This window comes from Mesorhizobium sp. M0615 (assembly GCF_040320805.1).
In the GTDB taxonomy this organism is placed as follows: domain Bacteria; phylum Pseudomonadota; class Alphaproteobacteria; order Rhizobiales; family Rhizobiaceae; genus Mesorhizobium.
In genome coordinates, this window is sequence record NZ_JAMYQI010000003.1 from 251,362 (window position 1) to 263,447 (window position 12,086).

General features: G+C 63.1%; 14 protein-coding genes. 9 read left to right on the top strand and 5 right to left on the bottom strand.

The annotated features are described in order from the left end of the window. Nucleotides 1–15: 15 nt before the first annotated feature. A complete protein-coding gene (locus NKI46_RS06345; RefSeq protein ID WP_352741938.1) occupies nt 16–675 on the bottom strand; it encodes a phosphoribosylanthranilate isomerase in 660 nt (219 codons plus the stop codon). Between the two features lie 109 nt (nt 676–784). On the opposite strand from NKI46_RS06345, the gene NKI46_RS06350 reads away from it, so the two are divergent. Continuing rightward, nucleotides 785–1,003, top strand: coding sequence for a hypothetical protein (locus tag NKI46_RS06350; RefSeq protein ID WP_023672288.1), 219 nt, complete (start codon nt 785–787; stop codon nt 1,001–1,003). 18 nt (nt 1,004–1,021) lie between these two features. Here NKI46_RS06350 and NKI46_RS06355 read toward each other — a convergent pair whose 3' ends face one another. The 4 genes from NKI46_RS06355 to NKI46_RS06370 all read right to left on the bottom strand — a co-directional run bounded on the left by NKI46_RS06355 (nt 1,022) and on the right by NKI46_RS06370 (nt 4,501). Then, nucleotides 1,022–1,780 carry a M48 family metallopeptidase gene (locus NKI46_RS06355; protein ID WP_023702070.1) on the bottom strand — a complete coding sequence of 253 codons (759 nt, stop codon included), beginning with the start codon at nt 1,778–1,780 and terminating at the stop codon, nt 1,022–1,024. A 198-nt stretch (nt 1,781–1,978) separates the two neighbouring features. Beyond that, a complete protein-coding gene (locus NKI46_RS06360) occupies nt 1,979–2,464 on the bottom strand; it encodes a DUF2852 domain-containing protein (protein WP_023672286.1) in 486 nt (161 codons plus the stop codon). Nucleotides 2,465–2,581: 117 nt separating this feature from the next. Next, complete coding sequence (locus NKI46_RS06365) at nt 2,582–3,724, bottom strand: benzoate/H(+) symporter BenE family transporter (RefSeq protein WP_352745352.1); 1,143 nt, start codon at nt 3,722–3,724, stop codon at nt 2,582–2,584. A gap of 6 nt (nt 3,725–3,730) precedes the next feature. After that, nucleotides 3,731–4,501: an alpha/beta hydrolase gene (locus NKI46_RS06370; protein ID WP_023805789.1), complete on the bottom strand. Its 771-nt coding sequence runs from the start codon at nt 4,499–4,501 to the stop codon at nt 3,731–3,733. A 246-nt stretch (nt 4,502–4,747) separates the two neighbouring features. Here NKI46_RS06370 and infC point away from each other — a divergent pair, with 246 nt between their 5' ends. The 8 genes from infC (at nt 4,748) to NKI46_RS06410 (ending at nt 12,000) form a co-directional block, all read left to right on the top strand. Then, a complete protein-coding gene (infC, locus tag NKI46_RS06375) occupies nt 4,748–5,284 on the top strand; it encodes a translation initiation factor IF-3 (RefSeq protein ID WP_023744911.1) in 537 nt (178 codons plus the stop codon). Between the two features lie 132 nt (nt 5,285–5,416). Beyond that, nucleotides 5,417–6,055 carry a methyltransferase family protein gene (locus NKI46_RS06380; protein ID WP_023681388.1) on the top strand — a complete coding sequence of 213 codons (639 nt, stop codon included), beginning with the start codon at nt 5,417–5,419 and terminating at the stop codon, nt 6,053–6,055. A gap of 348 nt (nt 6,056–6,403) precedes the next feature. After that, nucleotides 6,404–6,607: a 50S ribosomal protein L35 gene (gene rpmI / locus NKI46_RS06385; RefSeq protein ID WP_006201248.1), complete on the top strand. Its 204-nt coding sequence runs from the start codon at nt 6,404–6,406 to the stop codon at nt 6,605–6,607. A gap of 39 nt (nt 6,608–6,646) precedes the next feature. Then, a complete protein-coding gene (gene rplT, locus NKI46_RS06390; protein WP_023672281.1) occupies nt 6,647–7,048 on the top strand; it encodes a 50S ribosomal protein L20 in 402 nt (133 codons plus the stop codon). Nucleotides 7,049–7,344: 296 nt separating this feature from the next. After that, nucleotides 7,345–8,397 (top strand): phenylalanine--tRNA ligase subunit alpha, encoded by a 1,053-nt coding sequence (pheS, locus tag NKI46_RS06395; RefSeq protein ID WP_032891898.1) that lies wholly within the window; start codon nt 7,345–7,347, stop codon nt 8,395–8,397. Continuing rightward, complete coding sequence (locus tag NKI46_RS06400; protein WP_352745355.1) at nt 8,394–8,843, top strand: GFA family protein; 450 nt, start codon at nt 8,394–8,396, stop codon at nt 8,841–8,843. The genes pheS and NKI46_RS06400 overlap by 4 nt, the downstream gene beginning before the upstream one ends. Continuing rightward, the gene (gene pheT, locus NKI46_RS06405; protein ID WP_352745358.1) at nt 8,843–11,251 is read left to right on the top strand and encodes a phenylalanine--tRNA ligase subunit beta; all 2,409 of its coding nucleotides are present in this window, start codon (nt 8,843–8,845) and stop codon (nt 11,249–11,251) included. Before NKI46_RS06400 ends, pheT begins: the two co-directional genes overlap by 1 nt. A 146-nt stretch (nt 11,252–11,397) precedes the next feature. Further along, nucleotides 11,398–12,000 (top strand): nucleotidyltransferase family protein, encoded by a 603-nt coding sequence (locus NKI46_RS06410; protein WP_352745360.1) that lies wholly within the window; start codon nt 11,398–11,400, stop codon nt 11,998–12,000. The last annotated feature ends 86 nt before the right edge of the window (nt 12,001–12,086 follow it).

The window sequence follows — 12,086 nt, forward strand, 5'->3', positions numbered from 1 at the left end:
GTTCGAAAAAAGTGTTCAGGCGGCGCGGTCGTCGCGCACGGCCCTGACTGCCCGGAAAAACTGCTCGATCAGCGCCGGATCCTTGACGCCTGGACCGCTTTCCACCCCCGACGAAATGTCTATCGCGGGCGGATTGGCTGATCTCAGGGCGTCGCCGATATTGGCGGCGTTGAGCCCACCGGAAAGCATGTAATCGAGCCCGGCGTCAAGGCCGGCCAGGATGCGCCAGTCAAAGGCGACGCCATTGCCGCCCGGAAGTTGCGAGCCCTTTGGTGGCTTGGCATCGAACATGAAGCGATCGGCAACGCCGATGAACGGCTTTAGCCGCTCGAGATCGGCTACCTCACTGACGGAGAACACCTTCATGACAGGCAGGCCGTAGCGAGCTTTCACCTCTGCCACCCGCTCGGGCGTCTCCGTGCCGTGCAACTGCAGGATGTCGGGGCGCATTTTGGCGACGATCTCATCCAGGAATGCGTCATCGGCATCGACGGTCACGGCGACCGCCCTGGCCTTGCCGATTGCCGCCTCGCGCAGGCGGCCGGCTGCCGCAGGCTCGACATAGCGCGGGCTTTTAGCAAAGAAGATGAAGCCGACATGGCTGGCGCCGCCGGCCAATGCCGCGGCCATTGCCTCATCGGTCTTCAATCCACAGATCTTGATATCGAGCGCCATGGCGCGGGGATTGGCACGAAACCGGCCAAGAGTCGAGAAAAAGCATCCTGTTTGCCGGCAACGCCAAAGGCGCTACCTATTGATGGGAGAAGCAAGGCGGAGCAGACGAATGGCCGACCAGAGCATAGCCGAACTCCGGCAGAAGATCGCGCAAGCGCGCGACGTCATCGCCCATCTGATGCAAAAGGCCGCCTTCGACGGGGCGGAAGCGCACCGGGTCCTGGATTATTTCGGCAGCGATGCGTTCGAGCAGAATTTCCTGCCATGGCCGCGCCATGGCGACGAAGGGCTGCGGCCTGAAGAGCTTAATGCGGCCAATGATGATTGAGCGCGGCGCCAGCGCAGGCTAATCGAACACGATCGCCTGCAGCGCGCCGCCATTGCGCTTCAGCCAGTCCTTGCAGCGGTCGGTATCGGGACAGAGCTGCTCGCACAATTTCCAGAATTTCGGGCCGTGGTTCATCTCCTTGAGATGCGCCACCTCATGCGCGACCAGGTAGTTTATCACCGGCGTCGGCGCCATCATGATGCGCCAGGAGAAGGACAGATTGCCATCGGAAGTGCAGGAACCCCAGCGGCTCGACGTGTCCTTGAAGCGGATCGCCTTGGCGCGCTTGCCGATGGCCTCGGTATGCTTGACCACCAGCTTCTCGATGTCCTTCTTGGCCTCACGCTTGAGGAAATCGGCGATGCGGCGCGGCAAATGTATCCGCTCGCCATGGACGATCAGCAGCGGACCGCGCTCGTCGCGCGACACGGTGACGGTGCCGCGTTTCGACGGTTCGTGGACGATGCGATGCGCGACGCCGCGTATCGGGATCTTGATGCCGGGGCGCACTTGCGGCCGTGTCGGCACCTTGGCCAGACGCTGCTCCAGCCAGTCCTGGTGGCGGTGCAGGAATTTCTCCACCTCGCCGCGGCGCAGGCCCGGCGGCACGGTGATGCGCAGCCCCTGGCCGCCCGAATCGATGCGCAGCGTCAGCCGCCGTGCGCGGGCGCTCTCGACGATCCTGAGCGGCAGTGTGCGGCCGGCAACGACGTGCTCTCGCTCTTCGACAGGCGAGGGTTTTGGTTTGGTCAGGTTGCGGAAAAAGCCGAAGGACATGGCTGAACGATACGCGATTCGAGGAAAACGACCAGAACAAAAAAGAAACGGCGCCGCTCGCGCGACGCCGTCCATCATGCCAAGGCCTGTCTTACAGCGCCGCGCGTCTCTGACGCGCACAGGACGCTGTAGCACTCTAATTTGGCGCATGAACCTTTCCGAAAATCGGTTCCGATTTTCGGGGTCATGCGCGCAGCCTCAGTCGTCAAGCAGGTTCGGGCCCTTGCGCTTGGGGGTCGCGGGCTTGGCCGTTTCGGCCGAGCCTGTTTTCGCAGGCGCCGTCGACTTGTTGCGGTTGGCCATGAAGCGGTCGAACTCGTCCTGGTCCTTGGCGCGGCGCAATTCGCGGGCGTACTCATCGAACTCGCTCAGCATCTCGTCGAGCTTGCGACGCTCTTCGGCGAGGCGTTCGAGTTCCTTCTCGCGCCAGTCGTCGAAAGCGACATTGCCGGTGCGGGCCGAACCGTGGCCCCAGCGCGCGGCCTTGTCGGAACCGCGGCGGCAGCCGGCGAAGATGCCGTCCGTGGCGCGGTTGACGTCGCGCTTGAAGCCGTCAAGCCGGTCGCCCCAGATGATGTAGGCGAGCATGGCGAAGCCAAGCGGCCAGAAAACCATGAAGCCGATCACCATCAACGCGATGGTCGCCGGCGTCCAGGCCGGGCGGATCAATGCGGATGTGTTCATTTTCTCCCATTCCTTCGGTTGGAGACAGCCAAGAGCGGCTGCGTGGATTCGAAATGGGATGAGAAAAACGGCGATTCAAGACAACGTCCGCCAAAACCGGACAAGGTCCTGAAATGATTATCGCTTTTTGACCGCTTCGAGGAAAAGCACGACCAGGCCGGCGACCAAGCCCCAGAAGGCGGCGCCAACGCCGAACAAAGTCAGCCCCGACGCGGTGACAACGAAGGTGACAGTAGCCGCCATGCGCTGGTCCTCGTCCTTGAGGGCGATCGACAGCGCGTTGGCGAGCGATCCCATCAGCGCCAGGCCGGCTACCAGAACGATCAGGCTCTGCGGCAGGACGGCGAAGATCGCCACCAGCGAGGCGCCGAAAACCGCGAAGATCAGATAGGCAAGTGCATAGAAGGGTCCGGTCTTCCAGCGCTCGGCCGGGTCGGGATGGACGTCCGGCCCGGTGCAGATCGCCGCAGAGATAGCCGCCAGATTGGTGGTCGAGCCGCCAAACGGCGCCGACAGCAGCGAGAACAGGCCGGTGACGCCGATCAGCGGGCCGGGTTCGGGGTGATAGCCGGCGGCGCGCAAGACGGCGAGACCCGACAGGTTCTGCGACGCCATGGTGACGAGGTAGAGCGGCAGCGCCAGGCCGATGACAGCTGCGGCGCTGAAATGCGGAGCAATCAGCGTCAGCGTCGACAGTTCCGGCGCCGGCAGTCCGCCGACGCGGCCTGTCAGGAAGGCGGCGATGCCGCCGCCGATCAGCACCGCCAGCACCGACAGCGCCGGGTTGAACAGGCGAATGACGAAGAAGGCCGCGATCAGCGGCAGGATCAGCCAGGGGTCGACCGGAATGGTCTTGACGGCATTGAGCGCGAAGGTGACGACGATGCCGGCCAGCATGCCGGACGCGACCGACGTCGGTATCCTTGATATAAGCTGGGTCAGCGGCTTGAACAGGCCGGTGGCGATCAACATCAAGCCGGTGACGATGAAGGCGCCGACCGCATCGGCCATGGTAAAGCCGCTCGATGCCGCCATCAGCGCCAGGCCTGGTGTCGACCAGGCGGTGATGATGGGCATTTTCGTGCGCCAGGACAGCCACAGGCATTCGATCGCCATCGCCACGCACACTGCCGTCACCCAGCTCGCGGTCTCGGCCTGGGTGGCGCCAACCGCCTTGGCGGCGGCAATGACGACGGCCAGCGTGCCGCCGAAGCCGACGATTGCCGCGACAAAGGCGGATATCGGGATGGAAATGCGCATTCTTGCCTACCCCGCCCGCTGAACCATGTCGCCCACCGCCCTCAGCAGCATGTCGAGATCCTGCGGCCGCGACAGGCGGTGGTCGCCGTCGGGAATGAGCGACAAGGTGACGTCGTCGGCCGGCAGCAGCGAGACCAGCTTCAGCGCATGGCTTGCCGGCACATCGGCATCGGCCAGGCCCTGCAGGATGTGGACGGGGCAATGGGTATCGATCGGCCCGGTCATGACCCGGTTCGCCCTGCCGTCCTCGATCAGCGCGCTTGTGTAGATGTAAGGCTCGGCGGAATAGTCCGAAGGTTCTTCGAAAAAGCCTTTCTCCCGAAGTTCGCGCCTCTGTGCCTCCGTCAGAGCCGGCTCGACCAGCTCGGCGGTGAAATCCGGCGCCGGCGCGAGCAGCACCAGGCCAACCACATTGCTGTCGCCCGCCTTGCGCAGCTCCTGCACCATGCGCAGCGCGATCCAGGCGCCCATCGACGAGCCGACCAGGATTTGCTTGCCCTCGGTGAAATGCCGGAAGGCGGCGAGGCTCTCGCCAAGCCATTTCGAGATAGTACCGTCGGCAAAGGCGCCGCCGGATTCGCCATGGCCGGAATAGTCGTGGCGCAGATATGCGCGGCCTTCCCTGGCCGCCCAATCCGACAGCGTCTGCGCCTTCGTGCCCAGCATGTCGGATTTGTAGCCGCCGAGCCAGACGACGCCGGGCGTTGCGCCCGAGGAATGGCGAACCGCGATATCGATGCCGTCGACATCCAGCAGGGTTGGGGTGGTCGCGGTCATGGCTGTGGATCAATCCTGGTTCTGGGGGCCTGATTGCGGGAGCCTGATTTTACTCGCCGGTCTTTTGACACAGGCACAGGCGAGGCGGAAAGTGCTCGCGACATCCTTTGTTTGGTGCAGGCCTGCGATCAGGGTGATTTTCTGTCAGCGCTGTGCTATTGACTCCGCCCGCGCGCTCACCACATTGGCGCGTCCTGAACATTCTAGATTGAAACCCTGAACGAAACGGCCAAGGAGACCACGACCATTCGCAGACCTTTCAAAGCAGCGGCGCCCACCAAAGATGGCCCGCGCTCCAACCGTGATATCCGGGTGCCCCGGGTCCAGCTGATCGACGCCGATGGCCAGAACCGCGGCGATATTTCCATCAACGACGCATTGCTGCTCGCCGAAGAGGCAGGGCTCGATCTGGTCGAGATCTCGCCCAATGCGGTGCCGCCTGTCGTCAAAATTCTCGATCTCGGCAAATTGAAATACGCCAACCAGAAGAAGGCGGCCGAGGCGCGCAAGAACCAGAAGGTCATCGAGATCAAGGAGATCAAGATGCGCCCGAACATCGACAGCCATGACTACGAAACCAAGATGAAGGCCGTGCGGCGCTTCTTCGAGGAAGGCGACAAGGTCAAGCTGACGCTGCGCTTCCGCGGCCGCGAGATGGCGCATATGGAACTCGGCATGCAGCTCCTGAACAAGGTGCGCGAGGAGACGGCTACCATCGCCAAGGTCGAAGCCGAGCCGAAGCTGGAAGGCCGCCAGATGATGATGGTGCTGGCCCCGCGCTAGATCAGTTCGGGCGTTGCGCTCTAAATCCGCCTGAATCCTGTCTCATGGCGTCCCGGCGATCGGCGGGACGCCGATTCTCCTGTCCAGACGCCGCGATCGCCGGCAAAGCTTCTCGACGATCGGATTCCCGACATGGCCAATGAAATCAACCCTGCGCCCATCAAGGAGCTGGGCGGCTACCAGCACATGCGCCGGATGGTGCTTGCGGTGCTGGTGGTGGTGCTGTTTGCGGCACTGCTGTTCGGCCAGTCGACCTTCCCGCCCGATACCCCGGTGCATGAAACGATCGAGATGGTCGGCGTGCTGCTGATCTTCCTTGGCGTCGTCGGCCGCTTGTGGTCGACACTCTATATCGGGGGGCGCAAATCCTCCGAAGTGGTCACCGGCGGACCCTATTCGATCACCCGCAATCCTCTCTACGTGTTCTCGACCGTTGCCGCCGCCGGCGTCGGGGCGCAGATCGGCTCGTTCTCCGGCATCGTCCTGTTTGCGCTGTTGTGCGCCGGCGCCTTCCACATCGTCATCCTGCGCGAGGAACGGTATCTCAAGGAGGTTCTCGGCGCGCCCTACACAGCCTATCTGGCGCGGGTGCCGCGTTTCTTCCCCCAGCTGTCGCTCTACCAGGAAGGCGACACCGGCAGCTTCAAGCCGCGCCTCTTGCTGACCACCTTGCTCGACGGGCTGGTGTTTCTGGTGGCGTTGCCGGTGTTCGAGACCATCGATGGCGCCCAGCAATCGGGCATACTCCCGGTGCTGTTCAGGCTGCCCTAGGTAGGCTGATATTCAGGTGAGGCCGGCCTGCAAACGGCCGATCCCTGCGCTTCCGGTGCTCACATACTTAAGTACGCTCCGCTCCGGTTCTCGGCATCAGCCCTTTTCGGCTCGGCCTGACCTGAATCTCGACCCACCTATCGGAGCCCAGCCTTGCACCGTGAATTAAGACAGAGCGTCGCAGCCGCTCGGGTGTTGCGCGCCAGCCCGCTTTGACGTATAGGACCGCCGTTCCAAGAAAACCGCCCGGCAGGGCATGCCGTGGCGGTTTCATTTGCTTTTCGGGCTTTTGGTCCGCCCGAAGCGAACAAGAAGCGCGATTGTGCGCCACCAATACGGAGTAGCAAAATGCCCAAGATGAAGACCAAATCGGCCGCCAAGAAGCGGTTCAAGATCACAGGTACGGGTAAAGTCCTGTCGGCTGCGGCCGGCAAGCGTCACGGCATGATCAAGCGTTCCAACAAGTTCATTCGAAATGCCCGCGGCACGATGGTTCTGGCTGAACCGGATGGCAAGAAGGTCATCAAGAATTTTCTGCCGAACGGCCTCTGAGCATTCGGTTTCAGGAACAGCGTTTAAGGAGATCATGACATGGCACGCGTAAAAAGAGGCGTCACCTCGCACGCCAAGCACAAGAAGGTCCTGAAAGCCGCGAAAGGCTTCTACGGCCGCCGCAAGAACACCATTCGCATCGCCAAGCAGGCGGTCGAAAAGTCGATGCAGTATGCGTATCGCGACCGCAAGAACCGCAAGCGCTCGTTCCGCGCGCTGTGGATCCAGCGCATCAACGCCGCGACGCACGAGCATGGCCTGACCTATGGCCGCTTCATCGACGGCCTCAACAAGTCCGGTATCGAGATCGATCGCAAGATCCTGTCCGACATGGCCATCCATGAACCGCAGGCGTTCGCCGCACTCGTGGCCAAGGCCAAGGTCGCGCTCGAATATCTGAAGAACACCACCCCGAATGCTTTTGAAAGCGCTGTCGCCTAGAGCATGATGCCAAAAAGTTGCTGACTTTTTGGACAACATCATGCTCAGGGAAATTTAGCGAGGAGCGCGATCTTTCCGAAAAGTCTGCAACTTTTCGGGATCGGGCTCCGAGCCCAGCGCTTCCCAGCATTCGCAATTCTGATTGGGGAACCCGCGCTGGCACGGCTGGCGCGGGTTTTTCTTATGGCTGAACTTTCAACTTGAAAGTGACTTTCACCTCAAAGTTGACTCCCAACACAGCGAGTTTGACCGTGAACGACATAGCTACCTGCTTGGATACTCTCGAAAACTCCCTGATGGCCGACGTCGCGTCGGCCGCCGATGAGGCTGCTATCGAAGCCGTGCGCGTCGCGGCTCTCGGCAAAAAGGGGTCGATCTCGGAATTGCTGAAGACACTGGGCGCGATGAGCGCCGAGGAGCGCCAGGTCAAGGGCCCCGCGATCAACGGCCTGAAGAACCGCGTCACCGAAGCGCTGACGACACGCAAGGCCGAGCTGAAGGATGTGGCGGTCACGGCGCGCCTTGCCGCCGAGACGGTCGACGTGACGCTGCCGGTGCGGCAATCGCCGGCCGAGCGCGGCCGCATCCATCCGATCAGCCAGGTCATCGACGAGATCGCGGCGATCTTCGGCGATCTCGGCTTTGCCATCGCAGAAGGTCCCGATGTCGAGAGCGACTATTACAATTTCACCGCGCTGAATTTCCCCGAAGGGCATCCGGCGCGCGAGATGCACGATACCTTCTTTTTCCAGCCGGACGAAAAGGGCGAGCGCAAGCTGTTGCGCACGCACACCTCGCCGGTACAGATCCGCACCATGGAGAAGCAGAAGCCGCCGATCCGCATCGTCATTCCCGGCAAGACCTACCGGCAGGATTCCGACGCTACCCACTCGCCGATGTTCCATCAGGTCGAGGGGCTGGTGATCGACAAATCGGCCAATGTCGCCAACATGAAGTGGGTGCTGGAAGAATTCTGCAAGGCTTTCTTCGAGGTGCCGCAGGTCAAGATGCGCTTCCGGCCGTCCTTCTTCCCGTTCACCGAGCCCAGCCTCGAGGTCGACATCCAGTGCGACCGCTCGCGGCCCGGTGAGGTGCGATTCGGCGAAGGCTCCGACTGGATGGAGATCCTCGGCTGCGGCATGGTCCACCCCAATGTGCTGCGCGCCGGCGGGCTCGATCCCGACGAATATCAGGGCTTTGCCTGGGGCATGGGCATCGACCGCATCGCCATGCTGAAATACGGCATGCCGGACCTGCGCGCCTTCTTCGACGCCGATGTGCGCTGGCTGTCGCATTACGGTTTCAGGCCGCTCGACATGCCGACGCTGTTCGGAGGTCTTTCCGCATGACGGCGCCGCACACGGGTGGCTGCCGCTGCGGCGCGGTACGGTTCGAGGCATCAGTCGAACCGCACCATATCAGCTATTGCCATTGCGGCGATTGCCGGCGCGCCAGCGGCGCGCCGGTGTCGACCTTTGTCGGCTTCCTGACCGAGCAGGTGGCTTTCACCGGCAAGGCGCTGAAGATGTACGAGAACGGGCCGGTGACGCGCTCGTTCTGCGGCATTTGCGGCTCGCCTATCGCCTATGTCGACGAGCGGCTGGAAGACCACATCTATTTCATGCTGGGCGCCATGGACATGCCGGCCTATTTCCGGCCGACGCACCATGCCTATGTGCGCGAGCAGCTGCCCTTCGTGCATATGCCCGACGACTTGCCGCGCCATTTGAAGACAAGCGTGCCCAGACCCGATGGACAAGGTCCGGGCGGGTACAGACAAAACGGAACACAGTGATGAAACTCACCCTTTCCTGGCTCAAGGATCATCTCGACACCGACGCCACGCTCGACAAGATCGTCGAGAGGCTGACCTCGATCGGCCTCGAAGTCGAGCATGTCGACGACAAGGCCAGCCTGAAGCCGTTCGTCATCGCCAAGGTGCTGACGGCGGTGCAGCATCCCGACGCCGACCGCCTGCGGGTGCTGACCGTCGACACCGGCAATGGCACGGCCCCTGTCCAGGTGGTGTGCGGTGCACCGAATGCCCGCGCCGGCCTGATCGGCGCCTTCGCCGCGCCTGGCACGTATGTGCCCGGCATCGACGTGACGCTGACCGTCGGCAAGATCCGCGGCGTCGAGAGCCATGGCATGATGTGTTCCGAGCGCGAGCTGGAGCTGTCGGATGAGCACAATGGCATTATCGACCTGCCGGCCGATGCGCCTGTCGGCACCAGCTTCGCGGCTTACGCGCATCTCGACGATCCGGTGATCGAGATCAACCTGACGCCGAACCGGCCGGATGCGACCAGCATTTACGGCGTCGCCCGGGACCTGGCGGCAAGCGGGCTTGGCCGGCTCAAGACCGCGCCGGTCGAAGCGGTCCCTGGCAAAGGTGAAACGCCGGTCAAGGTGACCATCGAGGCGCCGGAGCTCTGCCCCGGTTTCGCGCTGCGCCTGGTGAAAGGCGTGAAGAACGGGCCGTCGCCGAAATGGCTGCAGCAAAGGCTGATCGCCATCGGCTTGCGCCCGATCAGCGCGCTGGTCGACATCACCAACTACGTCACCTTCGACCGTGGCCGGCCGCTGCATGTGTTCGATGCCAAGAAGGTCGCCGGCAATCTCGTCGTGCGCCGCGCACGCGACGGCGAGAAGGTGCTGGCGCTCGACGGGCGCGAATACACGCTGACGCCGCAGATGTGCGTGATCGCCGATGATAATGGCGTCGAATCGATCGCCGGTGTCATGGGCGGCGAGCATTCCGGCTGCGACGAGAGCACCACGGACGTGCTGATCGAATCCGCTCTTTGGGATCCGATCACCACGGCCCGCACTGGCCGTACGCTCGGCATCATCACCGATGCCCGTTACCGTTTCGAGCGTGGCGTCGACCCAGAATTCATGGTGCCCGGCGTCGAGCTGGCGACAAAGCTTGTGCTGGAGTTCTGCGGCGGCGAGCCGACGGAAACCGAGGTCGTTGGCTATGCCGGCTACAAGCCTAAGATCGTTTCCTTCCCGATCTCGGAAGTAAAGCGGCTGACCGGCACCGAAGTGCCGAAGGCGGAAAGCCTCGACATCCTTTCGCGCCTCGGCTTCGAGCCGCAGGGCTCGGACGACATCGTCGATGTGGCGGTGCCGTCCTGGCGGCCCGATGTCGATGGCAAAGCCGACCTGGTCGAGGAAGTCATGCGCATTCACGGCGTCGACAACATCGCGCCGCAGCCGCTCGGCGCTCATGACGCGGTCAATTCCAAGATCCTGACGACGCTGCAGGTGCGCACCCGCATTGCTAAGCGCTCGCTCGCCGTGCGGGGCATGCTGGAGGTTCTCACCTGGTCGTTCATCCCGGCCAAACACGCCGAACTGTTCGGCGGCGGCCAGACGGCGCTGAAGCTCGCTAATCCGATTGCAGCCGACATGTCCGATATGCGGCCCTCGTTGTTGCCCGGCCTGATCGTCGCCGCGCAGCGCAATGCCGACAAGGGCATCGGCGATGTCGCGCTGTTCGAGGTCTCCGGTACCTATGAGGGCGACGGCCCCGACCAGCAGCGGCGCGTTGCCGCCGGTGTGCGCCGCGGCACCGCCAAGCTCGACGGCTCCGGCCGCAGTTGGGCCGGCAATTCCGGTCCGGTCGGCGTGTTCGACGCCAAGGCCGACGCGATTGCAGCGCTGGAAGCCTGCGGCGCCCCGGTCGACAGGCTGCAGATCGAGCAAGGCGGTCCGGCCTGGTACCATCCCGGCCGCTCCGGCACGATCAAGCTCGGCCCGAAGACGGTGCTCGGCACGTTCGGCGAATTCCACCCGAAGACCCTGGAGGGGTTGGACGTTTCCGGACCGATCTGCGGTTTCGAGGTCTATGTCGACGCCGTGCCGGAACCGAAGGCCAAGCCGACGAAAACCAAGCCGAAGCTCGAGCTGTCCGCCTTCCATGCGGTGAAGCGCGACTTTGCTTTCGTCGTCGACAAGGCGGTCGAGGCCGGTACGCTGGTGCGCGCGGCGCTCGCCGCCGACAAGAAGCTGGTCACCGGCGTTTCGGTGTTCGACGTCTTCGAGGGGCCATCTCTCGGGGCCGCCAAGAAGTCGATCGCCATCGAAGTGTCTATCCAGCCGGTTGAAAAGACGCTCACCGACGAGGATTTCGAGGCGCTGGCCAAGCGCATCGTCGACAATGTCGGCAAGCAAACGGGCGGCTTGCTGAGAACGTAGAGCGGCTAACGCCCGCCCTACATATTTCGACTTCACGCAATTCTTAGGGAAAGCGCGGCGCGCTTTCCCGGGAAAACCGCTACACACTTTTCCTGGAATTGCTTCTGAGGATTGCCGACAGGTGGCGAATCGCTCTCCAAAGGGCGATGGACCATCTGCGCTATTCCGGTCTGCCGTTCGAAGCCCAGCGCGAAGCGTTTCTCGCCATCGTGTTGGCGGATGCGCTCGTCAGCGACGCGCTGGAGCGGGCACGGACGCTGGCGTTGCCGGACTGGCTGGTGGTGTCCGGTGCGCTCTACAACAGCGTCTGGAACCACCTGACCGGCAAGCCGCCGGGCTACGGCATCAAGGATGTCGATCTCTTCTACTTCGATGACAGCGACCTGTCCTACGAGGCCGAGGACGCGGTCATCCGTCGAGCCGCGCAGCATTTCGAGGGGCTGGCTCTGCCGGCCGAGGTGCGCAACCAGGCACGGGTGCATCTGTGGTATCCGCAGAAATTCGGCCAGCCCTGCCCGCGCTATACGAGCTCCAGCGAGTCGGTGAGCTATTTTGCTTCGAAGACGCATGCGGTCGGGGTGCGATACGACGCAGACGGGCAGCTGGAGGTCGTGGCGCCGTTCGGGCTGGATGACCTCTTCGCGTTTCGCATCACGCCCAACCGGCTGATGGATAACAGGCGCACGCATGAGGCCAAGGGGGCGAGGGCGAGAGAGTGCTGGCCTGAGATTACGGTGGTGCCTTGGTAATACGAAATGGCGGCGCGAGGCACCCCCCTCTGGCCTGCCGGCCATCTCCCCCGCAAGGAGGGAGATTGGCAGCTTCATCGTTAGCG